A 25,159-nucleotide genomic window follows, 5' to 3' on the forward strand; every position below is an offset into this window, starting at 1 on the left:
CTCCTTTGTAGCGAGGACTTGTCCGGGTTGTGACAGATCCGACACGAAACCATCCACACAGTGTGTCAGGATATTAGCCATTTAGCGCCCCACGCTGTGGCGCAGCGGATTGAATCCCGCCGATTTCAAGCTGTCCATGGAAGCGGCGCAAATTGATTTGCGCCACTGGATGCGTCGTTGCCACCCTGATCTAAGCTCTTGAGTCGTACGCCGCACATTCGCCCGCAACACGCAAAGGAGCCTGCATGGCTGGTCCTGGATTGAAAATTATTGTTGGCCTGAGTGTGTTTGGGCTACTGACCGCCTGCGGCGACAAGCCAGCGGTCGAGAAGGAACGCCCCAGGGTGTTCGTGCAAGAGGTCAAGCTGGCAGATTACGCCGCTTCCGTGACCCTGACCGGGGACGTGCAGGCACGGGTCCAGACCGATCTGTCATTTCGGGTTGGGGGCAAGATCATCCAGCGCACGGTGGATGTCGGTGACCGGGTGACGGCCAAGCAGGTGCTCGCCCGGCTCGACCCCAAGGACCTGCAGACCAGTGTCGACTCGGCCCAGGCCCAGGTGGTCGCCGAACAGGCGCGGGTCAAGCAGACCGCTGCGGCATTTGTGCGCCAGCAAAAACTCCTGCCCAAGGCCTACACCAGCCAAAGTGAATATGACTCGGCTCAGGCCGCGCTGCGCAGCAGCCAGAGCGCATTGGCCGCGGCGCAGGCGCAGTTGGCCAACGCCCGTGAGCAACTGAGCTACACCGCGCTGATTGCCGACGCACCGGGGATCATCACCGCACGCCAGGCCGAAGTCGGCCAGGTGGTGCAGGCCACGGTGCCGATTTTCAGCCTGGCCCGCGACGGCGAGCGGGATGCGGTGTTCAACATCTACGAATCGCTGCTGACTGAACCGCCGGAAGACAAAACGGTGGAGGTCAGCCTGCTCGACAATCCGAAGATCAAGACCACCGGTACGGTGCGCGAAATCACCCCGGCGGTGTCGGCGCAAACCGGTACGGTGCAGGTCAAGGTCACCCTCAGTGAGTTGCCCGAAGGCATGCGCCTGGGCTCGGTGGTCAGTGCCACGGCCAATGTGCCGGGCAAGTCGGCGGTCGAACTGCCGTGGTCGGCATTGACCAAGAACCTCAGCGATCCGGCCGTATGGTTGGTCGACAGCCAGGGCAAGGCCCAGCTCAAGACCGTCACGGTCGGTCGCTACCTTTCCGGCAAGGTGATCATCAGCGACGGCCTGAGCGACGGCGAGAAAGTCGTCACCGCCGGCGGCCAGTTGTTGCACCCCGATGTGCGGGTGGAAATCGTTACCCCTTCCGCAAGCGCACCGCAATTGCCAGGAGTCCAGCCATGAAGCGCCTGGTGATGTTGCTGGGGGCCGGGCTGTTGCTGGCCGCCTGTTCCGATAAAGAGCCGCCGCCTGAGCCGGTGCGCCCGGTGCTGTCGATCGAAGTGCGCGCCTATGACCAGGAAAACCTCGGGCGTTTTGCCGGGAGTATCCAGGCGCGGTATGAAAGCAATACCGGGTTCCGGGTACCAGGGCGCATTGCCAGCCGCAACGTCGATGTCGGCAGCGAAGTGGCGAAGGGCGCCTTGCTCGCGACCCTCGACCCCACTGATCAACAGAACCAGTTGCGCGCCAGCCAGGGCGACCTGGCGAAGATCGAGGCGCAATTGATCAACGCCCAGGCCAATGCACGGCGCCAGCAGGAGCTGTTCAACCGTGGCGTGGGGGCGCAAGCCCAACTGGACTTGGCCCAGACCGACTTGAAAACCACCCAGGCGTCACTCGACCAGGCTCGGGCCGCCGTCAGGCAGTCCCAGGACCAGTTGGCCTACACCGAGTTGCGCACCGACCATGCCGCAGTCGTCACGGCCTGGAACGCCGAGGCTGGACAGGTCGTGACCGCCGGCCAGCAGGTGGTGACGCTGGCCCGGCCGGATATCAAGGAAGCGGTGATCGACCTGCCTGCAGACCTTGCCGAGCAGTTGCCTGCCGATGTGGTGTTTGTGGTGGCGGCGCAACTGGATCCGTCGACCCATACCACGGCGATCATTCGCGAAATCGAACCCCAGGCGCAAAGCGCGACCCGCACCCGTCGCGCGCGCCTGACCCTGGCCGAGACGCCAGTGGGCTTGCGCCTGGGCACGGCCATCAGTGTCACCCTCAGCTCGGCCATCAAGCCGCGCATCGAGTTGCCACTCACCGCCGTGCAGGACGTCGACGGCAAATCGCGGATCTGGGTGATCGACCCGCAGAACCAGACCGTTTCCCCACGGGACGTCAGCCTGCTCAGCCGTGGTGCCGACAGTGTGATCCTGGGAGGCGGGGTGAAGAATGGCGAGCGTGTGGTCAGTGCCGGTGTGAACAGCCTCAAACCGGGGCAAAAAGTCAGAATCGATGAGGAAAGCCCGCGATGAAAGGGAGTTTCAACTTATCCGAATGGGCCCTCAAGCATCAGTCGTTTGTCTGGTACCTGATGTTCGTCGCCTTATTGATGGGGGTGTTTTCCTACCTCAACCTGGGCCGCGAGGAAGATCCCTCGTTCACCATCAAGACCATGGTCATCCAGACCCGCTGGCCGGGTGCGACCCAGGAGGAAACCCTCAAGCAGGTGACTGATCGCATCGAGAAAAAACTCGAAGAGCTCGACTCGCTCGACTACGTGAAAAGCTACACCCGTCCGGGTGAGTCCACGGTCTATGTGTACCTGCACGACACCACCAGCGCCAAGGACATTCCGGAAATCTGGTACCAGGTACGGAAGAAAATCGGCGATATCCACGGCAGCTTCCCGCGGGGCATCCAGGGCCCCTCGTTCAACGATGAGTTCGGTGATGTGTTCGGCTCGGTGTTCGCCTTCACCGCCGATGGCCTGTCGATGCGCCAGTTGCGCGACTACGTCGAGCAGGCCCGCGCGGAGATTCGTGATGTGCCGGGGCTGGGCAAGATCGAGATGGTCGGCCAGCAGGACGAAGTCATCTACCTGAATTTCTCCACCCGCAAACTGGCGGCGTTGGGCATCGACCAGGCGCAAGTGGTGCAAAGCCTGCAGACCCAGAACGCGGTGACCCCGGCCGGGGTGATCGAGGCAGGACCGGAGCGAATATCCGTGCGGACCTCGGGGCAGTTCGCCTCGGAGAAAGACCTGGCGACGGTCAACCTGCGTCTCAACGATCGTTTCTACCGCCTGGCCGACATCGCCGAGATTAGCCGTGGCTACGTCGACCCGGCCGCGCCGATGTTCCGTTTCAACGGCCAGCCCGCCATTGGCCTGGCCGTGGCGATGCAGAAGGGTGGCAACATCCAGGAGTTCGGCAAGGCGCTGCACCAGCGCATGGACGAACTCACCGCCGACCTGCCCGTGGGCATCGGTGTGCACAAGGTTTCCGATCAGGCCGAAGTAGTAGAGGAGGCCGTCGGTGGCTTTACCAGTGCGCTGTTCGAGGCAGTGATCATCGTTCTGGTGGTCAGCTTCATCAGCCTGGGAGTGCGCGCGGGGCTGGTGGTGGCCTGCTCGATTCCGTTGGTGCTGGCGATGGTCTTTGTGTTCATGGAGTACAGCGGCATCACCATGCAGCGGATCTCCCTCGGCGCGTTGATCATCGCCCTGGGCCTGCTGGTGGACGATGCAATGATCACGGTGGAGATGATGGTCACGCGCCTGGAAATGGGCGAGACCAAGGAGCAGGCGGCCACGTTCGCCTATACCTCGACCGCGTTCCCGATGCTCACCGGGACCTTGGTGACCGTCGCCGGTTTTGTGCCGATCGGCCTCAACGGCAGCTCCGCCGGGGAATACACCTTCACCCTGTTCGCCGTGATCGCGGTGGCGATGCTCGTCTCCTGGATTGTCGCGGTGCTGTTTGCCCCGGTGATTGGCGTACACATCCTCAGCAGCAAGGTGAAGCCGCATTCCACCGAGCCTGGGCGTGTTGGCCGGGCCTTCAACGGTGGCCTGCTGTGGTGCATGCGCAATCGCTGGTGGGCCATCGGCATCACGGTGCTGTGCTTCGTGCTGGCGGTGTTCTCCATGCGTTTTGTGCAGAACCAGTTCTTCCCGTCATCGGATCGCCCAGAGATCCTGGTCGACCTCAACCTGCCACAGAACGCCTCGCTGGATGAAACCCGCAAGGTGGTCGACCGTCTCGAAGCCACCCTCAAGGGCGACCCTGACATCGTGCGCTGGAGCACTTACATCGGCCAGGGCGCGATTCGTTTCTACCTGCCACTGGACCAGCAACTGCAGAACCCGTACTACGCCCAGTTAGTAATTGTCAGCAAGGACTTTGAAGCGCGCACGGCCCTCAGCCAGCGCCTGCGTGAGCGTCTGCGCGAGGACTTCGTGGGTGTCGGCAGTTATGTGCAGGCGCTGGAGATGGGCCCGCCCGTGGGCAGGCCGATCCAGTACCGGGTCAGCGGCAAGGACATCGATCAGGTGCGCAAACACGCGATTGACCTGGCCAGCGAGCTGGACAAGAGCCCGCATATCGGCGAGATCATTTTCGACTGGAACGAGCCGGGCAAGGTCCTGCGCATCGACATTGCCCAGGACAAGGCGCGGCAACTCGGGCTGTCGTCCGAGGACGTGGCGAGCCTGATGAACAGCATTGTCAGTGGCTCGACGGTGACCCAGGTCGACGATGACATCTACCTGATCAACGTCGTCGGTCGCGCCGTGGATGCTGAGCGGGGCTCACCGAAGACTCTGCAGAACCTGCAGATCCTCACCCCGAGCGGAACCTCGATCCCGCTGCTGGCCTTTGCCACCGTGCGCTACGAACTCGAGCAACCTTTGGTGTGGCGTCGCGATCGCAAGCCGACCATCACCATCAAGGCGGCGGTGCGCGATGAGATCCAGCCAACGGATCTGGTCAAGCTGCTGAAGCCGGACATCGAGAAGTTCGCCGCAGCGTTGCCGGTAGGCTACAAGGTTGCCACGGGCGGTACGGTGGAGGAGAGCGGCAAGGCCCAGGGGCCGATTGCCAAGGTTGTGCCACTGATGCTGTTCCTGATGGCGACGTTCCTGATGATCCAGTTGCACAGTGTGCAGAAGTTGTTCCTGGTGGCGAGCGTCGCGCCGCTGGGCCTGATAGGGGTGGTGTTGGCGCTGATCCCGACGGGTACGCCCATGGGCTTTGTGGCGATCCTGGGGATCCTGGCGCTGATCGGCATCATCATTCGCAACTCGGTGATCCTGGTGACCCAGATCGACTCGTTCGAGCGCGACGGTTGTTCCCCCTGGGATGCCGTGGTGCAAGCCACCGAGCACCGCCGCCGACCGATCCTGCTGACGGCGGCCGCCGCGAGCCTGGGCATGATCCCGATTGCCCGGGAAGTGTTCTGGGGACCGATGGCCTACGCCATGATCGGCGGGATCATCGTCGCCACCCTGCTCACGCTGCTGTTCCTGCCGGCGCTGTATGTGGCCTGGTACAAGATCAAGGAGCCGACTAAAGAGGCGGTATAAAGGCGAGCGCCATGCGCTCATCGCGAGCAGACGGAGCGCCGCCCGACTCGCTCCCACAGTGGTTTTGGGTGCTTGCAGATATTGCATACACCCACGCAGGTCTATGTGGGAGCGGGCTTGCCTGCGATGGCGGTGTGTCAGGCGCCATCGATGCTGAATGTTCCGCCCCGATCGCGGGCAAGCCCGCTCCCACAGTGGTTTTGGAGTTCGCAGATCTTGCATACACCCTGCAGGCCTGCGATGGCGGTGTGTCAGGCGCCATCGATGCTGAATGTTCCGCCCCCACAGTGGTTTTGGGGTTCGCAGATCTTGCATACACCCAGCAGGCTTGTGTGGGAGCGGGCTTGCCCGCGATGGCGGTCTAACGGCCTACGCCGATTTACGCCAGACACTCGCCAGCCAAGGCTGCTGCTCGCGCGGCAGCCCGGCCGGGCGGTAGTAGTGTTCGAGCTCGACAAAACCCGCCTCGGTGAGCAATTGCTGCCACGCGTGAAGGTCGTGATACGCCCCGTATCGCGGGCCATTCCAGCCCTCTTGGTTGTCGCCACGGGGATTGGAACTGAACAGCACACCACCCGGTTTCAAGGTCCCGTGCAGTTGCCGTAGCACCCGCGGCAACTCCTGGCGTGGCACATGAAACAGCACGGCATTGGCGAAAATCCCGTCAAACCGATCGGCCGGCAGGTCGAGCTTGAGAAAGTCCTGCTGCCAGACCTCACAGCCGCTGTCCTCGCGGGCCATCCGGGCAAACTGCTCAGAGCCGTCGAGGCCGACGGCCGTATGTCCCAGGCGAGTGAACGTCTGCAAGTCCCGCCCCGGGCCGCAGCCGAAGTCGAGAATCTGCAGCGGCGCCTCACCCTGGATGTGCCGCAGCAGGGCCGCGATGTTCTGGCTGACGTCATGCTCGCGAGTGCCTTCGCGAAAGCCTTCGGCCACCGAATTGTAGTGATCCAGGGTGGTGGCGGTGATCTGTTGGAGGTCGTCGGGGGTGTGTTTCATGATCGGCTGCGCAGGCAAGGGGAGTGAGCCGAATATACCCTTTGCGGCCGAGGGTTCAACGCTTGTTCAAGCCGCGCGCCAACCGATCCCCGCCCAATTGAATCACCGCCACCAGAATCACCAGCAGCACGATCACCGTGAGCATGATCTGGCTGTCAAAGCGTTGGTAGCCGTAACGGTAGGCGATATCGCCCAGGCCACCAGCACCAATGGCCCCGGCCATGGCCGAGGAGTTGATCATGGTGACCAGGGTGATGGTGAACCCTCCCACAATCCCCGGCAGCGCTTCAGGCAGCAACACGTGCCAGATGATGTGCCAGCGGCGGCAGCCCATGGCCTGGGCCGCTTCGATCAGGCCGTGATCGACCTCGCGCAGGCTGACCTCGGCAATCCGCGCGAAAAATGGCGTGGCGGCAATGGTCAGTGGCACTACAGCGGCCCAGACGCCGTAGGTGGTGCCGACGATCAACCGGGTAAATGGGATCAGCGCGACCATCAGGATCAGGAACGGGATCGACCTGAACAGGTTCACAAAGGCCCCCAGCGCACGGTTCAGCGCCGGGGCTTGGTAGATCCCGCCCTTGGCGCTGGTGACCAGGATCACCGCCAACGGAATACCCGCCAGCAAGGCGATCAGCGACGACACGCCGACCATCAGGAAGGTATCGATAAAGCCTTGCAGCAAACGCTCAAACCACATAACCCAGCACCTCTACCTGTTGCGCCCATGCAGCGGCGCGTTGCCGCAATTGTTCGGTGTCCAGGGACGACCCCGACACTGCCAGCAGCAATTGCCCCAAGGCATGCCCCTGGATTCGCTCGACTCCGCCTTGCAGCAAGCGCACCCGGCCACCCAGGGCGCTGAACAGTGCAGCCAGGTCCGGTTCGTCCTGACTGCTGCCGGTGAACTGCAAGCGCAATACCACGGCGGCCTGGGCTGAGGCGGGTTGGGTTTGCAGGCGGCCTTGCAGGTCCTCCGGCAGGCTGTGTTGCAGCGGCGCCAGCAGGGTTTTGCTGACCTCGTGTTGCGGGTTGCCGAACACTTGCCAGACCGGGCCTTGCTCGACGATCTTGCCGTGTTCGAGCACCACCACCCGGTCACAAATATCGCGGATCACTGCCATCTCGTGGGTGATCAGAATGATGGTCAGGCCCAGGCGTCGGTTGATTTCGCGCAGCAGGCCGAGGATCGATTGGGTGGTTTCCGGGTCCAGCGCCGAAGTGGCTTCGTCGCACAGCAGGATCGCCGGATCGTGCACCAGCGCGCGGGCAATGCCGACGCGCTGTTTCTGCCCGCCCGAGAGCTGTGCCGGGTAGGCCTTGTGCTTGTCCTGCAGGCCCACCAGTTCGAGCAGCTCGCGGACCTTTTGCTCGCGCGCCGGTTTCGCCACGCCGGCGACCTTGAGTGGCAATTCGACGTTCTGCCACACGGTCTTGGCCGACATCAGGTTGAAGTGCTGGAAGATCATGCCGATGCGCCGACGCAGGTGCACCAGGCGGTCTTCGTCGAACTCGCCGATGTCCACCTGATCGATCAGCACCCGGCCCGAGGTTGGTTGTTCGAGGCGATTGATGGTGCGGATCAGCGACGACTTGCCGGCACCGCTGCGGCCGATGATGCCGAACACCTCACCGCGCTGGATCGCCAGGTCGATGCCGTGCAGCGCGGCGACCGGGCCTTGCTGGCCGTTGTAGGTCTTGCCCAGGCCAATGAAGCGGACGTGGGCGTGATTGAGGTCGGGGTGCAGTTCAGTCTGGACCGCGTTGTGGGGCTCTGGAATTTCCAGTCGCAGTTGGCTCGCGGCGCTCATGCTCAGCTTTCCCAGCCGGCTTGGTAGAGCTTGCCGTGGGCTTTATCCAGGGCAGCGCGTACGGCGGGCGAATGCTGGTAGATGTCGACGAACTTGATCAAGCGAGGGTCGGTTTTGCTGTTGGGCTGGATCACGAACTGGATCACGTATTCCTTGTGGTCGAGACCGTCGAACAGCAGCGCGGAGCCGGCGTCGAATGTCTTGGCCAGGCGAATGTAGGCTGGGTAACCCTGCACCAGGTCGGCGTCGTCATAGGCGCGCACCAGTTGCACGGCTTCGACCTGGAGAATTTTGATCTGCTTCGGGTTGGCGACGATGTCGTCTTCGGTGGCCTTGTAGCCCACCCCATCCTTGAGCGTGATCAAGCCGGCCTTGGCCAGCAGTTGCAGGCCGCGCCCGCTGTTGATCGGGTCGTTGGCGATGGCCACGCTGGCGCCTTCGGGCAGCTCGGCGAAACTTTTGTATTTCTTCGAATACAGGCCGACGTTGTTGATGATCCCCGGGGCGAACGGCACCAGGTCGAAGCCGGCGGCGGCCTTGGCGTTTTCCAGGAAGGGGATGTGCTGGAAGTAGTTCACGTCGATGTCGCCCGAGGCCAGGCTGACGTTGGGTGCGATCCAGTCGCTGAACTCCACCAGCTCGACTTTCAGGCCTTGCTTGCCGGCCTCCTCGACCGCGGCCTCCAGGGGAATGGCGAAGGCGGCGGTGGTGCCGACCTTCAGCGGCGCGTCGGCGGCGAAGGTCACGGAGCTGAAAAGGCCGAGGGCCAGTGCCAGTGCTTTGACTGGGTGGGTGAACAAGGTGTTTTTCATGATGGTTTTCCAGTCATAGAGTTGGGTTGTTTGGGAGGCTCTTCGCGAGCAGGCTCGCTCCCACAATGGTTCGTGGGACCGGTCAGCGGCGAAACGTCGAACCGGTGTGCTGTTCGGGTAATTGCGCGGCCCCTTGAAACAGCTTCTCGCGCAAGGTGCCCTGGTCATACGCGGTCTTGTACGAACCACGGCGCTGCAACTCGGGAATCACCAAGTCGATGAAATCCACATAGCTTTCCGGGGTGACGATGCGGGTCAGGTTGAAGCCGTCCAGGCCGGTTTCGGCGATCCACGACTCCAGCTCGTCCGCCACCTGTTCGGGTGAACCGAGGAGGGTGATGTAGCGACCGCCCAGGGCGTGCTGATCGAGCAGTTTGCGCCGGGTCCAATCGTTGTTTTTCAGGTGCTGGGTGGCGGATTGGATGGCGTTGCTTTTCACGTACTGGATAGGCTCGTCCAATCCGTACTGGGAGAAATCGATGCCAGTGGAGGCGGAAAAATGCGCCACTCCGGCTTCGGCGCTGGCGTAGCTCAGGTACTCGGCGTGCTTGGCCCAGGCGGCCTCTTCGCTGGCTCCGACAATCACGTTCAAACCCATGAATACCTTGATGTCGTCTGGGTTGCGCCCGGCGCTGACGGCGCTGGCGCGCACCTTGTCGACCTGGGCCTTGGTCGAGGTTTTGTCCTGGCCACTGATGAACACGCACTCGGCGTGTTGCCCGGCGAATTGCAGGCCGCGACTCGAACTGCCGGCCTGGAACAGCACCGGGGTGCGTTGCGGCGAGGGTTCGCACAGGTGATAACCCTCGACCTGATAGAACTCGCCGTGGTGCTCGACCTTGTGCACTTTGCCCGGCTGGGCGTAGATGCGCTGCTGGGGGTCGTTGAGTACCGCGTCCGCCTCCCAGCTGCCCTCCCAGAGCTTGTACAGCACCTGCAGGTACTCGTCGGCCTGGTCGTAACGCCGGTCATGTTCGACCTGCTCACTCAGGCCCATGGCCTTGGCGGCGCTGTCGAGGTAGCCGGTGACAATGTTCCAGCCCACCCGCCCACGGCTCAGGTGGTCGAGGGTCGACATGCGCCGGGCGAACAGGTACGGCGGTTCATAGGTGAGGTTGGCGGTGAGGCCGAAGCCGAGGTTACGGGTCACCGCGGCCATGGCCGAAACCAGCAGCAGCGGGTCGTTGACCGGCAACTGGATCGACTCCTTGAGCGGTACGTCCACCGAGCCCTGGTACACGTCATAGACACCGACGATGTCGGCGATGAACAAACCGTCGAATAGCCCGCGCTCCAGCAGCTGCGCCAGCTCAGTCCAGTACTCGACGCTCTTGTACTGGGTCGAGTTGTCTCGTGGATGGGTCCACAGGCCGTGATTGATGTGCCCGATGCAGTTCATGTTGAAGGCATTGAGGAGGATTTTTTTCTTCGCGTGCACGGGGCTGCTCATCAGATGGTCCCTCGCAGCGGCGGGTTTTCATCGTTGAGGTAGTAGTTGCCCACCGCGTGGTATTTCCAGCGCACCGGGTCATGCAAGGTATGCACGCGGGCGTTGCGCCAGTGCCGGTCCAGGCCATGCTCGGCCAGCGTCGCCTGGCTACCGGCGAGCTCAAACAGAGTGCTGCCGGCGGCCAGGGAGATTTCGCTGCTGATGGCGCGGGCTTCGGCCACGGCAATCGAGGCGGCCGCCACGGTGTCTGCGTTGGTGTCGCGCTGAGCCTGGTCGAGGAATTCACCGGCACGCTCCAACAGCGCTTCGGTGGCGTGCAGGCGGATGCTCAGGTGACCGAAGCTTTTCAGTGTAAGCGGGTCTTGGGTGGCCAGGTCGTTGCCGGAGTCGATCCACGGGCGGGTCTTGGTCCGCACGAAGTGCAGCGCGTCTTCGTAGGCGGCGCGGGCGATACCGGTGTCGATGGCGGCGTGGAGAATCTGCGCCAGCGGGCCGACCGGGGTCGGACGCTCGAAGGCGCTTTGAAACGGCACCAGGTCGTCGGCAGACACATAGACGTCCTCGAACACCACCGAGCCGCTGCCTGTGGTGCGTTGGCCGAAGCCGCTCCAGTCGTCGATCACCGTCAGGCCTTGGCTATCGCGGGGCACGAAGGCCAGTTGCTGGACGCCATGGTCATCAACCACTGAGGTGGGAATGCGCTGGGCGTAGATGGCGCCGGTGGCGTAGAACTTGCGGCCGTTGATGCGGTAGCCCTGGCCATCCTGGGTCAGGCGGGTGACCCGGTCATGGGCGGTCTTGGTCCCCAGTTCCGCCAGGGCATTGCCGAAACGCTGGCCGGCGAGCACTTCGGCGTACAGGCGTGTTTTCTGCGCCTCGCTGCCGTTCACCCGCAGGACTTCGAGGGCATAAAAATGGTTCTGCGGAATCTGCCCCAGGGAACCATCGGCCTGGGCGATCAGGGCGATGACCTTGGCCAGGGTGACGTTGGACACCCCGGCGCCGCCATATTCGCGGGGGACGCTGATGCCCCACAGGCCCGAGCGCGAAAACACTTCCAGCTCCGGATAAGGCAGGCGACGTTCACGGTCGCGCAGGGCGCTGTCGCGGCGCAAGTCTTCGGCCAGGTCGCTGGCGACAATAAGGGCTTGTTCATCGCTGGTAATGACCGCGACGGAATGGGAAAACGTCATGTAAATCTCCAGATGTCTGGTCGGTCAGATCCAGGAATGCCGGTTCGGCAAGGTGCCGTTGAGGCGGTAGTCGCCCACGGCGTGGTACTTCCAGCGCACCGGGTCGTGCAGGGTGTGCACGCGCGCATTGCGCCAGTGACGATCGAGGTTGAATTCGGCGAGGGTGGCGCGGCTGCCGGCCAGCTCGAAGAGCTTTTCGCTGGCGAGCAACGAGATCTCGGTGGTCAGCACCTTGGCCTCGGCGACGGCAATCGAGGCGCGGGCGGCGGAAGCGGCAGTGACCGGTGCCGCGCTGACCTGATCCAGCACCTTGCCGGCCTTGCGCAGCAGCGCTTCGGCGGCGTGCAGTTCGATCTTCAGTTTGCCGATGTCGGCAATCACGTACAGGTCATCACTGGCGCGGTCGACCTTGGCATCGATCCACGGCCGGGCGCGGGTGCGTACAAATTCAATGGCGTCGTCGAGGGCGCCGCGAGCAATGCCGGCGTCGATGGCGGCCTGGATCAGTTGGGAGACGGCACCCTGGATATTCGGGCGCTCGTTGAGCCGCCAGTTTTCCACCACCAGGTCGGCGTCGACCCGCACGTTGTTGAGCAATACGGTGCCGCTGGCGGTGGTGCGTTGGCCAAACCCCGACCAGTCGTCCACCACTCGCAGTCCCGGGGTGCCACGACGGATAAACGCCATCACCTGCTTGCCGTCGTCGTTGAGCGCCTTGACCGCGATCCAGTGTGCGAAGAGGGCACCGGTGGAGTAGAACTTCTGGCCATTGAGCACCCAACCATCGCCTTGGGCGGTGATACGGGCCTTGAGTTCCAGGGTGTTCTTGTTGCCCCGTTCCGGGCCGGCATTGCCGATGCGCGAACCGTTGAGCACGCTCTGGAACAACTGCTGTTTCTGCGGCTCGCTGGCCACATGTTGCAGCAGGTTGAGGATGCCGAACTGGTTCTGCGGAATTTGCCCCAGTGCTGGGTCTGCCGCGGAAATGATCGCGAAGACTTCAGCCAGGGTGACGTAGGAAACCTGTGGGCCACCAAAGGCTTTGCCAATGGCGATACTGCCCAGGCCGCTGCGGGTGAACTGCTCGATTTCCGCCCAGGGCAATTTGCGTTGCTGATCGCGGCGCGCGGCTTGCTGGCGGGCGACAGCCGCGAGTTCGTGGGCAGCTTCGAGGGCTTGTGCGTCATTGCCGAGCACCTGTGCGGGCAGCAGCGGCGGGGCGATGTCCAGATCGCTCTGGATGTTTGCTTCGGCCAGACTGGACATCACTGCCACTCCTTGGCTGCACGCAATGCCCTGGCGATCTGCACTGGGGTGATTGTGTTCCGGACCATACCTACCTCACATCTCATGGATAAGCCGCGTCGTGCGGCGAAATCAGAATCAAGAATGTCCGGTGGTCCGGTGCATATACCCTAATCGCGTATAAAAAATTAATAAACTAACTTTTAGGAATATACATAGAAGGTCCGTGCGCTGTTGCCTCAGGGTCGGCTGGCAGCCTGGCGCCGGGTGGGCAGCAGCCGATTCGCAACAGGCGCGCAGGCGCCCAGCGTGAGTTGTTGCCCACCCGATCGAGAATGCAGTAGGTCACTTCCAGGCGACTGTCCTCTCCGGCCTCGAGAATCACTGCCGACGGCACCCACAGGTTGATCGGCTTGCCGACCTCGCCGGGCTTGACCTTGGGCAGGTCCAGGCGCACATCGCCCCAGCGCAGGGTGATTGCATCGGCGGTGGCCATGTTCAGGTAAGGCTCGATGGTCAGCGGCACGCCGCGTTTCATCTGGTTCGGGTTGACCCCATGCTTGCGGATCATCTCTGGAATGCCCAAGGGCGCCAGCCCCTGGTTTTCATCGGCGCACTGGCTGTGTGGTTGCCCACCGGGGCAGTCGAGCTTGACCTGCACTCGCTTGGTCGCTGAGCGCGCCGGGTCATGGCCGACTTGCATGACCCGATAGTGGATACCGGACCTGCCGTTGCGGATAAAGCTCTCGGGCACCCGTAGGTGGATGGGCTGGCCGATATCCGCGGCTTCCAGGACCTTGGAGGCGACGTAGCAGGTGTCCCAGAACAGCTCGATCAGGTCGCCTTCTTCCATGCTGGCGTAGGGGGCAATCTCGATCAGCAGATGAGCCGCTGAGACACCGTTAATGGCGGATCCCGACGATTGCGCCAGGCGTGGAGCCGTCAGTTCTACTTTGTTCCGCAGACAGGTCATGCGTGTTCTCCTTGAAATACCGCAGCGAAGTCCGTTTCGAAGTTGCGTTAGTTCACATTGATTCAGGGTGTCGAGTTCAAGTGATAGCCGATTGGTTAATGCCGGTGTGCAGTTAATTGGCGTCTAGATAAGAGCGCGCCTGATAGGGTGTCAATAGATGAAAGTTGGGAAGTTGGTGATCCTTGGTCAATCAGAAATGTCCTACCTTGGAGGCGTTTCCAGCGTACAGGTGATTGGGGTTTTTCTCGGATGATCAAAGCTATAGAACTATAAAGCAGGCTATTTTCGGGACGGCGAGACGCAGAGCCTGGGCCAAGGTACGCCGCCGGAGGAAAGGGGAGGACGTAACTATTTATTCCGTGTGCGCGTAGGGATAAATACCAGGGGGGAGTTATTGTTTTTAACAGGCGCCACTTCCTTCCGTGGAAAGTGACTGTTGCAAATGGGAAGTTGCGGGTTGCGCGAAACTTCAGGCGTTAAGAAACTTGCTGAGAAACTGTCGGGTACGCTCTTCCTTGGGGTTGGCAAACAAGGCCTTGGCTTCGCCTTGTTCGACGATCACGCCCTTGTCAAAAAACACCACGCGGTTGGCCACGTCGCGTGCAAAGCCCATTTCGTGGGTGACGATGACCATGGTGCGTTTTTCTTCCGCCAGGCCACGAATGGTCGCCAGCACTTCACCGACCAGTTCCGGATCCAGCGCGGAGGTTGGTTCGTCGAAGAGGATCACTTCCGGCTCCATGGCCAGCGCCCTGGCGATCGCCACGCGCTGTTGCTGGCCGCCGGAGAGCCGGCGCGGGTAGGCATCTTCCTTGCCCGCCAGGCCGACCTTGGCCAGGAGTTTGCGGCCCAGTGCCAGGGCCTCCTCCCTGGGAATCTTCTTGACCACCAGTGGCCCTTCGGTGACGTTTTCCAGAGCCGTGCGGTGCGGGAACAGGTTGAAGTTCTGGAACACGAAGCCCACGTGCTGGCGCAATTGGCGCACCAGGCCCTGCTGCTGGTTCAGCGGGCGGCTACCATCGATCTCGATGTCGCCGACCTTGATCCGGCCACTGCTCGGCTCTTCGAGAAAGTTCAGGCAGCGCAGGAAGGTAGTCTTGCCCGAGCCGCTGGGGCCGATGATGGCGACCACCTCGCCTTCCTTGACCTCCAGGTCGATGCCATTGAGCACAACTTGACCCTTGAACTGCTTTGTCAGTTTTTCCACGACAATCATTGGGTCAGGACTCCTGGTCGTGCCGATTGACCCGCTCTTCCAACTTGTTCTGCAGGTGCGACAGCACCGTGGCCAGAACCCAGTAGATCAGCGCGGCGGCAAGATACATGGTGAAAATTTCGAAGGTGCGGGCGGTAATCAGCTGTGCCTGGCGGAACAGCTCCGGCACCTGGATGGTCGCGGCCAGCGCGGTGTCCTTGACCAGCGAGATGAAGCTGTTGCCCAGGGGCGGCAATGCGGTGCGCGCGGCTTGCGGCAGGATGGCCCGGCGCAGGGTCTGCGCACGGGTCATGCCGATACTGGCCGCGGCTTCCCATTGGCCCCGTTCGATCGAACTGATGGCGGCGCGCAGGATTTCGCAGGCATAGGCGGCCATGTTCAGCGAGAAGCCGATCAAGGCCGCCGGCAGCGGATCAAGCTCGACGCCCAATTGCGGCAAACCGTAATAGATCACGAACAGCTGCACCAGCAACGGCGTGCCGCGAAAGAACGACACATAAATGCGCGCGATCCAGCTCACCAGCTTGAAGCGCGACAGGCGCATCAAGGCCAGGCCGAAGCCCAGCAGCAGGCCGAAAAACATCCCGCCAAGGCTGAGGATGACGGTGTAGTACGCGCCCTTGAGAAGAAAGGGCGCGGAGTCCAGCGCGAGTTGGAAAGCCTCGCCCATTACTGAGTGACGTCAGCGTTGAAGTATTTTTCCGAAAGCTTCTTCAGCGTACCGTCGGCACGCAGCTTGTCGATCGCCTTGTTCACTGCGGCCAGCAGCTCAGGCTCGCCTTTGCGCAGGGCGATACCGGCTTCCTGACGAGAGAACGCTTCACCGGCAGCGGTGGTGTCCTTGGCTTTCTTGGCGTATTCCAGCGCGGCGAGGCGGTCGATCAGAATGGCGTCGATGCGCCCGACACGCAGATCCTGGAACTTGGTTGGGTCATCTTCGTAGGTGCGGATGTCAGCGGTCGGCACATTGGCCTTCACCCACTGCTCGTAGTTGGTGCCCAGGCCCACCCCGACTTTCTTGCCAGCCAGGTCGGCGGCGGACTTGATGCTGTCCTTGTTCTTGGTCAGTACCAGGGCCTGAATCCCGGAGACGGTGTAGGGCTCGGAGAAGTCGTACTTCTTCTTGCGCTCTTCAGAGATGGTTACCTGGTTGACGACCGCATCCAGGCGCTTGGACTCCAGGGCGGCGAGGATGCCATCCCACTTGGTCGGTTGCAGTTTGACCTTGACCCCCAGCTCCTTGGCCAGGGCTTCGGAAAATTCGACTTCGAAACCTGCCAGCTTGCCGTCGGCATCGACAAAACTGAACGGTGGGTAGGTGCCTTCCAGGCCGACGTTGATCACGCCCGCGTCCTTGATCTTTTGCAGTTGCTCACCGGCTACCGCTTGCCCCAACAGACCGGCACCAAGTACCAGGCCCAGCGAGCCCACCAGCAGATTTCGACGAAATGCGGAAAAATTCATGACAAGCCCCTGTGTTTTTTATGAAGACGTTTTTTATGAAGCAGGCAAAATCGGGAATTCCACATCCTGCCCTAGAAGCAGCGTATGCGTCTCGCGACAATTGCGCCTGCGGCGAGACTATAGGGCGGGATTTTTAGACTTGAAAATAATAAAAAGTGAGTTTGTTATTCCTTTTAGGGTTATTTGGTGGATGTCGTGGAATGCTTTAGGGCGCTATCGCGAGCAAGCTCGCTCCTACATGACGTGGATTGGCTTCAGGCGAACGATGCAGCGTAGGCAAACAGTGCCGGGGCGCCGCCAGTGTGCAGGAACAGGATAGGACCATTGTCGAAACGCTGCCTGCCAATGCCATCGAGCAGTCCGGCCATGGCCTTGCCGGTGTAGACCGGGTCGAGCAACAGGCCTTCCTGGCTCGCCAGCAGCTTGACCGCAGCCAGGGTACCGGCGCTCGGCTCGCCATAGCGGGGGGCGAAGTACTCGTCCCACAGTTGTACCTTGAAACTCGCCGGCAGTTGGATCCCCAGCAGTTCGGCGGTGCGTTCGGCCAGGCCCTGGACCTTGGGGCGCTGGTCTTCATCGGTGCGCGAGACGGTGACCCCGATCACCGGTAGTTCCGGTAGCACTTCACTCAATGCCAGCGCCAGGCCGCTATGGGTGCCGGCACTGCCCGAGGCCAGGACCACGGCCGCAAATTGCAGGCCGGTGTCCTTGATCTGTTCGGCCAGTTCCAGCCCTGCCCGCACATACCCCAGCGCGCCCAAGGCATTGGAGCCGCCAATTGGCACCAGGTACGGCTGCTTGCCGCTGCTGCGCAGGCGCTCCGCCAGGGCTTGCAACTGTTGGTCGGCGTTGTCGAGGTTGTCCACTAGCTCGACCTTGGCATCGAACAGGTCCAGCAGCAGGCGGTTGCCGTTGCCCAGGTAGTTGCTGTCATCCGTGCCGATCGGGTTTTCCAGCAGGGCGACGCAGCCCAGACCGAGCTTTGCGGCAATTGCCGCAGTCTGGCGCACATGGTTGGACTGGATGGCCCCGGCGGTGATCAGGGTGTCGGCGCCCTGGGCCAGTGCGTCGGCGGCCAGGTATTCGAGTTTGCGCAGCTTGTTGCCACCCATGGCCAGCGGCGTCAGGTCGTCACGCTTGACGTAGACCTCGCGCCCCAGCCAGGTCGACAGCCGCTCGAGCTTTTCCAAGGGGGTGGCGTTGACGAGAAGATCCAGTCGGTGAAAGCGAGCAAGCTGTTGTTTGATCATGGGTCCGCACGGGTAGTAGGAGGTGTCTGGACTATAGGCAGGCCGTTTTACCCGGGCAACCGTCAATCGCATATTCCTAAAAGTGCTAAGGCTCGCACAATTCGTTCTTAATTGCGGTTTGTGACCATACCGTAAAGTGACTGCCATTCAGGCGGCCTGGTATGGGGCCGCTGCGTGCGAGGAGTTTTGACCGTGAGTGAGCGTTCCAGCCATTGGCAATTACAGACCATCGTCAGCCAACTGCGCGTAGCCCGTGACCAGTGGCGTGCGCAAAATGGTCGCAGCAGCGGTGAGCAGGGTGGTCGCGAGCTGCCATCGCGCGCAGCGATGGCGGAGATTCTCGAAGCCCTCTGTGGCGCCTTGTTCCCGATGCGCCTGGGGCCGGTGGACCTGCGTGAGGAGAGCGAGGACTTCTACGTCGGGCACACTCTGGACGTGGCCTTGAATGCCCTGCTGGGCCAAGCGCGACTGGAGTTGCGCTATGTCGCCAGGCAAACCGCCCAGGTCGATACCGAGGTCGAGGCACGGGCCATCAGCCTGATCCAGGATTTCGCCCTGGCCTTGCCCGAGTTGCGCGGCCTGTTGGACTCCGACGTGCTCGCCGCCTATCACGGCGATCCGGCAGCCCGCAGCGTCGATGAGGTATTGCTCTGCTACCCGGGGATCCTGGCGGTGATTCACCATCGCCTGGCGCACCACCTGTACCGAGCCGGCCTGCCGTTGCTGGCGCGGATCAGCTCGGAAATTGCCCACTCGGCCACCGGCATCGACATCCACCCGGGTGCGCAGATCGGCCGCAGCTTCTTCATCGACCATGGCACGGGCGTGGTGATCGGCGAGACCGCGATCATCGGCGAGCGCGTGCGCATCTATCAGGCCGTGACCCTGGGCGCCAAGCGCTTCCCGGCGGACGAGGACGGTCAGTTGCAGAAGGGGCATGCGCGTCACCCGATCGTCGAGGACGATGTGGTGATCTACGCTGGTGCGACCATCCTCGGACGGATCACCATCGGCAAGGGCTCGAGCATCGGCGGCAACGTCTGGCTGACCCGCAGCGTACCGCCAGGGAGCAACCTGACCCAGGCCAATCTGCAGCATGATGATGGGACGCAGAAGTAAGCCTGCGGAGTCTTTTGATCCTGGTTTTGGGGGGTGGATCCGTTGCTGCGGTGATGGCGGCTTGGGGTTGCGCCCTTACCCCTGACCCACCGCCATCGCGGCATAGGTATCTACACAACTGTGGTGCGACGTTGCACCTGTGGAGAGAGAACCTGCTTGCGTAGTGACCTCGGGGCCGACCAGGGTGTTGGATAAGACCGAGTACATATCCATTCTTGCGGTAATGGCCTCCTATGGTTCCGCCTGACGGCGGCTCACTTTTGAACAGCCGGAATGCCGGCCCAGGCAAAAGTAAGCAAAACGCTTTTACCCCACCACTCGGTGCCTCGCTTAGGCTCGGCATGCCCGTACTCCGACATTGATTTGGGGGGCCGCCGCAATGGGCCCTCCCTGGCCCAGTGCGGCTAAACCGGCGTCCTGCCGGTTTACCCCCCAAATCAATATCGGATTACGGCCAGCGTGGTTAACGGGCGCCCAGGATCAAAAACAAAGCGAGGCGGCCTTAAAGCCGACCTGATCGCTAGGGCATGCGCGGTGTAGCTTCTACTTCCTAAGACGTTGACGAAGTCAGCAATCTTTTAATCTGGCTCTGGCTCTGGCTCTGGCTCTGGCTCTGGCTCTGGCTCTGGCTCTGGCTCTGGCTTTTGATCCTGGGCGCCCCGTTAACCACGCTGGCCGAACGCAGGCTTGAAGCCGTGGGTAACCCGGCAGGACGCCGGGTTAGCCGCCCCGCGCCATGGATGGCGCGTGGCGGCGGCCCACGGATTCAAGCCGGAGTGAGGGAACACCGAGCCTAAGCGAGGTGCCGAGTGGTGGGGCAAGAGCCTTTTGCTTACTTTTGGGCTCCTCCAAAAGTGAGCCGCTGTAAAAGCGGAACCATAGGTGGCCGTTACCGCAAAAATGGATATGTACTCGACCTAATCCAACACCCCGGCCAGCCCACAGGCCGCTACAAAGTTGTGTAGATACCTATGGCCATCGCGGGCAAGCCCGCTCCCACAGGGCTTGTGAGACCTGGTAAATGGTGGCTGACCATTTGCTAAATATCCGTTGAACGATTCCGTTCAACCTCACGTCATACCCTTCCTTGAGCTAGCGTACGAGAGTACCGCCGAGCCTTGGAATTAGTCCTTAGTGCCCTATCCATGTTTAACTTGAACGTTCATTCAAGTTAAACCGGTGGTTCGCTGCCCGCTCACAACAGGAGGCTTGCCTTTGCTGAGTCCGAAATTTACAGCCACGCTTTACCCACAGAAGGTGCACCGTCCATGAGTGCATCCGCTACCCCTCCCAGCGGTCAAATCCGCATGAATCCGCCGGTGTTTTATTTCGCGGCGAGTTTCATCCTGCTGTTCGGCCTGGTGGTCATCGCCTTCCCGCAGCAGTCCGGTGCCTGGCTCCTGGCAGCACAAAACTGGGCGGCCAACACGGTCGGCTGGTACTACATGCTGGCAATGACCCTGTATCTGGTCTTCGTGGTGGTCACCGCCTTGTCTGGCTACGGCAAGATCAAGCTCGGTGCCGACCACGACGAGCCCGAATTCAGTTACCTGTCCTGGGCCGGCATGCTGTTCGCCGCCGGCATCAGTATCACGCTGTTCTTCTTCTGCGTTTCCGAACCCCTGACGCATCTGTCGCTACCGCCCCAGGGCGAAGCCGGCACGGCCGATGCGGCGCGCCAGGCGATGCAGATTCTGTTCCTGCACTGGGGCCTGCACGGCTGGGGGGTGTTCGCCTTTGTCGGCATGGCCCTGGCGTACTTCGCCTACCGGCACAACCTGCCGCTGGCCCTGCGTTCGGCGCTGTACCCGCTGATCGGCAAGCGCATCAACGGCCCGATCGGCTACGCGGTGGATGGTTTTGGCATTATCGCCACGGTATTTGGCCTGGGCGCGGACATGGGCTTTGGCGTGCTGCACCTCAACTCCGGCCTCGATTACCTGTTCGGCGTCGCGCACACCCAGTGGGTCCAGGTCGGGCTGATCACCTTGATGATGGGCGCGGCGATTATCGTCGCCGTCGCGGGTGTGGATAAGGGCGTGCGGGTGATGTCCGACATCAACATGCTGCTGGCCTGCGCGCTGTTGCTGTTCGTGCTGTTTGCCGGCCCCACCCAGCACCTGCTCAATACCTTGATCCAGAACCTTGGCGACTATCTGGGCGCCTTGCCGATGAAGAGTTTTGACCTCTACGCCTACGACAAGCCCAGCGACTGGCTGGGCGGCTGGACGGTGTTCTATTGGGCCTGGTGGATTGCATGGTCGCCCTTTGTCGGGCTGTTCATTGCACGGATTTCCCGTGGCCGGACCATCCGTGAGTTTGTCTTCGGGGTGCTGCTGATTCCGCTGGGCTTCACCCTGGCGTGGATGTCGATCTTCGGCAACAGCGCCATCGACCAGGTACTCAACCACGGCATGAGCGCGCTCGGCATGTCGGCGATCGACAACCCGTCGATGACCCTGTACCTGCTGCTGGAAACCTACCCGTGGAGCAAGACGGTGATCGCCGTGACGGTGTTCATCAGCTTCGTGTTCTTTGTCACCTCGGCCGACTCCGGCACCGTGGTGCTCTCGACGCTGTCGGCCAAGGGCGGCAATGCCGATGAAGACGGGCCGAAATGGCTGCGGGTGTTCTGGGGGGCGATGACCGCGTTGGTGACCAGTGCGCTGTTGTTCGCCGGCAGCATCGACTCGTTGAAGTCGGCGGTGGTCCTGACCTCGCTGCCGTTCTCGATGATTTTGCTGTTGATGATGTGGGGGCTGCACAAGGCCTTCTATCTCGAGTCGCAGAAGAAGATCGCGCAGATGCACTCCTTGGCCCCGGTCTCGACCTCGCGCCGTGGCAAGGGCGGCTGGCGCCAGCGCTTGAGCCAGGCCGTGCACTTCCCGTCCCGCGATGAGGTGTATCGCTTCCTCGAGACCACGGTGCGTCCGGCGATCGAGGAAGTGACGGCGGTGTTCGTCGAGAAGGGGGTGAACGTGGTTGCACAGCCGGACCCGGCCAACGACAGCGTCAGCCTGGAAATCGGTCACGGCGACCAGCACCCGTTCATCTACCAGGTGCAGATGCGCGGCTACTTCACGCCGTCGTTCGCCCGTGGCGGCATGGGCCCAAAGGAGCTGCGCAACCGCCGTTACTACCGCGCCGAAGTGCACTTGAGCGAGGGCAGTCAGGACTACGACCTGATGGGCTACACCAAGGAGCAGATCATCAACGACATCCTCGACCAGTACGAGCGCCACATGCAGTTCCTGCACTTGGTGCGTTGATCGGGGCCGGGCTGCTCAGGTGTTGCTCATGGTCATGAACAACACCAGGGCAGCCACCGGCACGGCAAACACCATGAACCCCACCATCAACTCATGGATCACTGACTGCCCGCCAACCATCACGCCGATGGCGCCGTTGATTGTCGACAGCGCCAGCCACAGCACGACAAAACTGTAGGTCAGGGTCTGTGGGCTGAAGCCGAGTTGCTGGCCGATGAACAACATCAGCGCCAGCAGGGCCAGGCCGAAGGCGATAATGATGGTGCTGTGCATGGTCGTACACTCCTGTGCGTCCTATCGAGCATAGGCGTGCTTCGCCCCAATGCGGTTTAGACCAGCGCATCTCCTCGGCAACAATTCAGTTAAAACGGCACATCCCCCAGCACCGTGGCCCGGTGCATCACGCGCCGGGCGGGGCGGTAGTCGTCCACTGCAAAGTGCTGGGTCACGCGGTTGTCCCAGAAGGCCACGTCGTCGGTCTGCCAGCGCCAGCGGATGGTGAATTCCGGGCGGGTGGCGTGGGCGAACAGCAGCTTGAGGATGGCTTCGCTTTCGCTGTCCGAGAGCTCATTGATTCGGGTCGTGAAGCCTTCATTGACGAACAGCGACTTGCGCCCGCTGACCGGGTGCGTGCGGATCACCGGGTGCGACAGTGGTGGGTTTTTCTTGCGCGTGGCTTCCCATTGTTCGAGCGCTTGCGCAGTGTTGCCAAAGCGCTCCAGCGGGAACGATTTGACGAAATCGTGGGTGGCGCTCAGGCCCTGCAACAGGACCTTGAGAGGCTCGGACAGGGCTTCATAGGCCGCGATGCCGCTGGCCCACAGGGTATCGCCACCAAATTCTGGCAACAGCTTGGCACTTAGTACTGCGCCCAGGGCCGGAGTCGGCAGGAAGGTCACGTCGGTGTGCCAGACGGCGTTGTCGCGCACATCGGTTTGGGCCGTGTCGAGGATCAGCACTTCAGGCTGTTCCGGCACGTTGGGGTAGATCGGGTGAATGTGCAGGTCGCCGAAGTTGGCGGCAAAACGCGCCTGTTGCTGCGCGGTGACCGGTTGATTGCGAAAGAACAGCACCTGATGCTTGAGCAGGGCTTGCTCGATGGCGTCGCGCTGCTCGACGTTCAGGGGCTGGGCAATATCGACGCCACTGATCTGCGCGCCGAGGGCATGGCTCAAGGGGGTGATGGTCAGGCTGCTCATGGGGCTCTCTTCAATCCGGGTGCCGAAGTGTCGGCATAGTCAATTCAATGGGTCTGGCCGTGCCACGGCACCAGTTTGCGTTGCAGGGCACGCAGGCCCATCTCCATGGCAAAGGCAATCAGCGCGATCACCAGGATGCCCAGGACCACGACGTCGGTGACCAGGAACTGCGCGGCCGACTGCACCATGAAACCCAGGCCGCTGGTGGCGGCAATCAGTTCGGCGGCGACCAGGGTCGACCAGCCCACGCCCAGGCCGATGCGCACACCGGTGAGAATGTCCGGCAAGGCGCTGGGAAAAATCACGTGGCGAATCAGTTGTGCCCGGGTTGCCCCCAGCGACTGCGCGGCGCGCAGTTTGGCCGGGTCGACGGTACGTACGCCGGTGGCGGTGGCGATGGCAATCGGCGCAAAGATCGCCAGGTAGATCAGCAGGACCTTGGACAGCTCGCCGATGCCGCACCAGATCACGATCAGGGGCAGATAGGCCAATGGTGGAATCGGCCGGTAGAACTCGATCAGCGGGTCGAGCACGCCCCGGGCGATGCGGTTGTGACCGATGGCAATGCCCACCGGTACGGCACTCAGCACGGCAAACCCCAGGCCCAGGCCAATACGCCCAAGGCTGGCGCCCAGGTGTTGCCACAAGGTCGAGTCCATGTAGCCGCTGGTCGCCAGTAGCCAGCCCTTTTGCAGGACTGCCGAGGGTGGCGGCAGGAACAGTGGTTCGATCAGGCCGGTGGCGGTCACGGCCCACCACAGCGTGATCAGGCTGACCAGGGTCAGGACGCTGATCCAGCGGGTGCCGATGCTGCGCCGCAGTGGCAGGGGACTGGTCGGGCTGGATGTCTTGGCCGATGCGGCCGGGATCTCATAAGTGCTCATGCGCGCTCCTGCCGCTGGGCGGCGCTGCGTTGCGAGAACACACGGGCGAGCACGTGTTCGCGGGTTTCAATGAAGCGCGGGTCGGATTTGATCGCCCGTGCCGATTCGCCGGCGGCATATCGCCGCCCGAAATCCAATGTCAGGCGTTCGACGATTTGCCCGGGGTTGGGCGCCAGCAGAATCAGGTCGGTGGCGAGGAACACCGCCTCTTCGATGTCATGGGTAATCAGGAATACCGGTTTGGCGGTGCGGCGCCAGACTTGCAGCAACAGCTCCTGCATCTGTTCGCGGGTGAAGGCGTCGAGGGCGCCGAAGGGTTCGTCCATCAGCAACACCCGTGGGTCGGCGGCAAGGGCGCGAGCCAGGCCGACGCGCTGTTTCTGACCGCCCGAGAGCTGCCAGATGCGCCGGCTGTCAAAGCCTGCGAGGTCGACCAGGGCGAGCATTTCCCGCGCTCGGATTTCACGCTGGGCGCGGGGTACACCGGCCAGTTCGAGGCCGAAACCAACGTTGGCCAGCACATCCTGCCAAGGCAGCAATGCATCGTCCTGGAACACCACGCCGCGTTCGGCACCTGGGCCTTTGACAGGGACGCCGTCGAGGGTGATGCGCCCGGCGCTGGGCTCGACAAACCCGGCGATCAGGTTCAACAGCGAGGTCTTGCCACTGCCGGACGGGCCGAGGGCGACCAGCAGTTGCTGGGGCCCCAGGGTCAAGGAAATATCCGCCAGTACCGGTTCCGGGCTGCCTGGGTACTGTGCGCTGATGCGCTCCAGCTGTAGCAAGGCCATCGCGATGTGCTCCGA

21 protein-coding genes are annotated in these 25,159 nt (G+C 62.3%); 5 read left to right on the forward strand and 16 right to left on the reverse strand.

What is annotated here, in order from left to right; genetic code table 11:
* Positions 1 to 245 precede the first annotated feature (245 nt).
* Genes QMK50_RS15085 through QMK50_RS15095 form a run of 3 tightly spaced genes read left to right on the forward strand, consistent with a single transcriptional unit; the run spans position 246 to position 5,469 of the window.
* Positions 246 to 1,352, forward strand: coding sequence for an efflux RND transporter periplasmic adaptor subunit (locus tag QMK50_RS15085; protein WP_320333407.1), 1,107 nt, complete (start codon positions 246 to 248; stop codon positions 1,350 to 1,352).
* Positions 1,349 to 2,419: an efflux RND transporter periplasmic adaptor subunit gene (locus QMK50_RS15090; protein WP_095170621.1), complete on the forward strand. Its 1,071-nt coding sequence runs from the start codon at positions 1,349 to 1,351 to the stop codon at positions 2,417 to 2,419. The genes QMK50_RS15085 and QMK50_RS15090 overlap by 4 nt, the downstream gene beginning before the upstream one ends.
* Positions 2,416 to 5,469 carry an efflux RND transporter permease subunit gene (locus QMK50_RS15095; protein WP_320333408.1) on the forward strand — a complete coding sequence of 1,018 codons (3,054 nt, stop codon included), beginning with the start codon at positions 2,416 to 2,418 and terminating at the stop codon, positions 5,467 to 5,469. The genes QMK50_RS15090 and QMK50_RS15095 overlap by 4 nt, the downstream gene beginning before the upstream one ends.
* Before the next feature lie 369 nt (positions 5,470 to 5,838).
* On the opposite strand, the gene QMK50_RS15100 is transcribed toward QMK50_RS15095, so the two are convergent.
* The 12 genes from QMK50_RS15100 to QMK50_RS15155 all read right to left on the reverse strand — a co-directional run bounded on the left by QMK50_RS15100 (position 5,839) and on the right by QMK50_RS15155 (position 17,882).
* Positions 5,839 to 6,468, reverse strand: a complete 630-nt coding sequence (locus QMK50_RS15100) for a class I SAM-dependent methyltransferase (RefSeq protein WP_320333409.1) — start codon at positions 6,466 to 6,468, stop codon at positions 5,839 to 5,841.
* A gap of 55 nt (positions 6,469 to 6,523) precedes the next feature.
* Positions 6,524 to 7,168: a methionine ABC transporter permease gene (locus tag QMK50_RS15105; protein ID WP_095167511.1), complete on the reverse strand. Its 645-nt coding sequence runs from the start codon at positions 7,166 to 7,168 to the stop codon at positions 6,524 to 6,526.
* Complete coding sequence (locus QMK50_RS15110) at positions 7,158 to 8,279, reverse strand: methionine ABC transporter ATP-binding protein (protein ID WP_095167509.1); 1,122 nt, start codon at positions 8,277 to 8,279, stop codon at positions 7,158 to 7,160. Before QMK50_RS15110 ends, QMK50_RS15105 begins: the two co-directional genes overlap by 11 nt.
* A gap of 2 nt (positions 8,280 to 8,281) precedes the next feature.
* Complete coding sequence (locus QMK50_RS15115) at positions 8,282 to 9,091, reverse strand: MetQ/NlpA family ABC transporter substrate-binding protein (protein ID WP_095167508.1); 810 nt, start codon at positions 9,089 to 9,091, stop codon at positions 8,282 to 8,284.
* Between the two features lie 82 nt (positions 9,092 to 9,173).
* Positions 9,174 to 10,541 (reverse strand): LLM class flavin-dependent oxidoreductase, encoded by a 1,368-nt coding sequence (locus QMK50_RS15120; protein ID WP_320333410.1) that lies wholly within the window; start codon positions 10,539 to 10,541, stop codon positions 9,174 to 9,176.
* Positions 10,541 to 11,734: an SfnB family sulfur acquisition oxidoreductase gene (locus tag QMK50_RS15125; protein ID WP_320333411.1), complete on the reverse strand. Its 1,194-nt coding sequence runs from the start codon at positions 11,732 to 11,734 to the stop codon at positions 10,541 to 10,543. The genes QMK50_RS15120 and QMK50_RS15125 overlap by 1 nt, the downstream gene beginning before the upstream one ends.
* Positions 11,735 to 11,758: 24 nt before the next feature.
* On the reverse strand, positions 11,759 to 13,000 hold the full coding sequence (locus QMK50_RS15130) for an SfnB family sulfur acquisition oxidoreductase (protein WP_095167503.1): 1,242 nt from the start codon (positions 12,998 to 13,000) through the stop codon (positions 11,759 to 11,761).
* Positions 13,001 to 13,175: 175 nt separating this feature from the next.
* A complete protein-coding gene (locus QMK50_RS15135) occupies positions 13,176 to 13,952 on the reverse strand; it encodes a hypothetical protein (protein WP_320333412.1) in 777 nt (258 codons plus the stop codon).
* A gap of 469 nt (positions 13,953 to 14,421) precedes the next feature.
* Positions 14,422 to 15,168 (reverse strand): L-cystine ABC transporter ATP-binding protein TcyN, encoded by a 747-nt coding sequence (gene tcyN / locus QMK50_RS15140; protein ID WP_095167502.1) that lies wholly within the window; start codon positions 15,166 to 15,168, stop codon positions 14,422 to 14,424.
* Positions 15,169 to 15,172: 4 nt separating this feature from the next.
* The gene (gene tcyL, locus QMK50_RS15145; RefSeq protein ID WP_095167500.1) at positions 15,173 to 15,838 is read right to left on the reverse strand and encodes a cystine ABC transporter permease; all 666 of its coding nucleotides are present in this window, start codon (positions 15,836 to 15,838) and stop codon (positions 15,173 to 15,175) included.
* Positions 15,838 to 16,632, reverse strand: coding sequence for a cystine ABC transporter substrate-binding protein (gene tcyJ / locus QMK50_RS15150; protein ID WP_095167499.1), 795 nt, complete (start codon positions 16,630 to 16,632; stop codon positions 15,838 to 15,840). Before tcyJ ends, tcyL begins: the two co-directional genes overlap by 1 nt.
* A gap of 254 nt (positions 16,633 to 16,886) precedes the next feature.
* Positions 16,887 to 17,882: a D-cysteine desulfhydrase gene (locus QMK50_RS15155; RefSeq protein ID WP_095167497.1), complete on the reverse strand. Its 996-nt coding sequence runs from the start codon at positions 17,880 to 17,882 to the stop codon at positions 16,887 to 16,889.
* Positions 17,883 to 18,074: 192 nt separating this feature from the next.
* On the opposite strand from QMK50_RS15155, the gene epsC reads away from it, so the two are divergent.
* Together epsC and betT are read left to right on the forward strand one after the other, a co-directional pair.
* The gene (gene epsC / locus QMK50_RS15160) at positions 18,075 to 19,001 is read left to right on the forward strand and encodes a serine O-acetyltransferase EpsC (RefSeq protein WP_095167496.1); all 927 of its coding nucleotides are present in this window, start codon (positions 18,075 to 18,077) and stop codon (positions 18,999 to 19,001) included.
* 1,307 nt (positions 19,002 to 20,308) lie between these two features.
* Entirely contained in the window at positions 20,309 to 22,270 is a 1,962-nt protein-coding gene (gene betT, locus QMK50_RS15165) for a choline transporter BetT (RefSeq protein WP_162530218.1), read from the forward strand.
* A gap of 15 nt (positions 22,271 to 22,285) precedes the next feature.
* On the opposite strand, the gene QMK50_RS15170 is transcribed toward betT, so the two are convergent.
* From QMK50_RS15170 to tauB, 4 genes are all read right to left on the reverse strand, one after another.
* Complete coding sequence (locus QMK50_RS15170) at positions 22,286 to 22,543, reverse strand: hypothetical protein (RefSeq protein WP_159993126.1); 258 nt, start codon at positions 22,541 to 22,543, stop codon at positions 22,286 to 22,288.
* Between the two features lie 89 nt (positions 22,544 to 22,632).
* Positions 22,633 to 23,469 (reverse strand): taurine dioxygenase, encoded by an 837-nt coding sequence (gene tauD, locus QMK50_RS15175; RefSeq protein ID WP_095167488.1) that lies wholly within the window; start codon positions 23,467 to 23,469, stop codon positions 22,633 to 22,635.
* A 44-nt stretch (positions 23,470 to 23,513) separates the two neighbouring features.
* Positions 23,514 to 24,353 carry a taurine ABC transporter permease TauC gene (tauC, locus tag QMK50_RS15180; protein WP_320333413.1) on the reverse strand — a complete coding sequence of 280 codons (840 nt, stop codon included), beginning with the start codon at positions 24,351 to 24,353 and terminating at the stop codon, positions 23,514 to 23,516.
* A complete protein-coding gene (gene tauB / locus QMK50_RS15185) occupies positions 24,350 to 25,144 on the reverse strand; it encodes a taurine ABC transporter ATP-binding subunit (protein WP_320333414.1) in 795 nt (264 codons plus the stop codon). Before tauB ends, tauC begins: the two co-directional genes overlap by 4 nt.
* Between the last annotated feature and the right edge of the window lie 15 nt (positions 25,145 to 25,159).

This window comes from Pseudomonas sp. P5_152 (assembly GCF_033989915.1).
In the GTDB taxonomy this organism is placed as follows: Bacteria; Pseudomonadota; Gammaproteobacteria; order Pseudomonadales; family Pseudomonadaceae; genus Aquipseudomonas.

Bases quoted from the DNA above. Each gene is read 5' to 3' on its own strand.
- QMK50_RS15085 (WP_320333407.1), top strand. From the start codon at position 246: ATGGCTGGTCCTGGATTGAAAATTATTGTTGGCCTGAGTGTGTTTGGG.
- QMK50_RS15090 (WP_095170621.1), top strand. From the start codon at position 1,349: ATGAAGCGCCTGGTGATGTTGCTGGGGGCCGGGCTGTTGCTGGCCGCC.
- QMK50_RS15095 (WP_320333408.1), top strand. From the start codon at position 2,416: ATGAAAGGGAGTTTCAACTTATCCGAATGGGCCCTCAAGCATCAGTCG.
- QMK50_RS15100 (WP_320333409.1), bottom strand. From the start codon at position 6,468: ATGAAACACACCCCCGACGACCTCCAACAGATCACCGCCACCACCCTG.
- QMK50_RS15105 (WP_095167511.1), bottom strand. From the start codon at position 7,168: ATGTGGTTTGAGCGTTTGCTGCAAGGCTTTATCGATACCTTCCTGATG.
- QMK50_RS15110 (WP_095167509.1), bottom strand. From the start codon at position 8,279: ATGAGCGCCGCGAGCCAACTGCGACTGGAAATTCCAGAGCCCCACAAC.
- QMK50_RS15115 (WP_095167508.1), bottom strand. From the start codon at position 9,091: ATGAAAAACACCTTGTTCACCCACCCAGTCAAAGCACTGGCACTGGCC.
- QMK50_RS15120 (WP_320333410.1), bottom strand. From the start codon at position 10,541: ATGAGCAGCCCCGTGCACGCGAAGAAAAAAATCCTCCTCAATGCCTTC.
- QMK50_RS15125 (WP_320333411.1), bottom strand. From the start codon at position 11,734: ATGACGTTTTCCCATTCCGTCGCGGTCATTACCAGCGATGAACAAGCC.
- QMK50_RS15130 (WP_095167503.1), bottom strand. From the start codon at position 13,000: ATGTCCAGTCTGGCCGAAGCAAACATCCAGAGCGATCTGGACATCGCC.
- QMK50_RS15135 (WP_320333412.1), bottom strand. From the start codon at position 13,952: ATGACCTGTCTGCGGAACAAAGTAGAACTGACGGCTCCACGCCTGGCG.
- tcyN (WP_095167502.1), bottom strand. From the start codon at position 15,168: ATGATTGTCGTGGAAAAACTGACAAAGCAGTTCAAGGGTCAAGTTGTG.
- tcyL (WP_095167500.1), bottom strand. From the start codon at position 15,838: ATGGGCGAGGCTTTCCAACTCGCGCTGGACTCCGCGCCCTTTCTTCTC.
- tcyJ (WP_095167499.1), bottom strand. From the start codon at position 16,632: ATGAATTTTTCCGCATTTCGTCGAAATCTGCTGGTGGGCTCGCTGGGC.
- QMK50_RS15155 (WP_095167497.1), bottom strand. From the start codon at position 17,882: ATGATCAAACAACAGCTTGCTCGCTTTCACCGACTGGATCTTCTCGTC.
- betT (WP_162530218.1), top strand. From the start codon at position 20,309: ATGAATCCGCCGGTGTTTTATTTCGCGGCGAGTTTCATCCTGCTGTTC.
- QMK50_RS15170 (WP_159993126.1), bottom strand. From the start codon at position 22,543: ATGCACAGCACCATCATTATCGCCTTCGGCCTGGCCCTGCTGGCGCTG.
- tauD (WP_095167488.1), bottom strand. From the start codon at position 23,469: ATGAGCAGCCTGACCATCACCCCCTTGAGCCATGCCCTCGGCGCGCAG.
- tauC (WP_320333413.1), bottom strand. From the start codon at position 24,353: ATGAGCACTTATGAGATCCCGGCCGCATCGGCCAAGACATCCAGCCCG.
- tauB (WP_320333414.1), bottom strand. From the start codon at position 25,144: ATGGCCTTGCTACAGCTGGAGCGCATCAGCGCACAGTACCCAGGCAGC.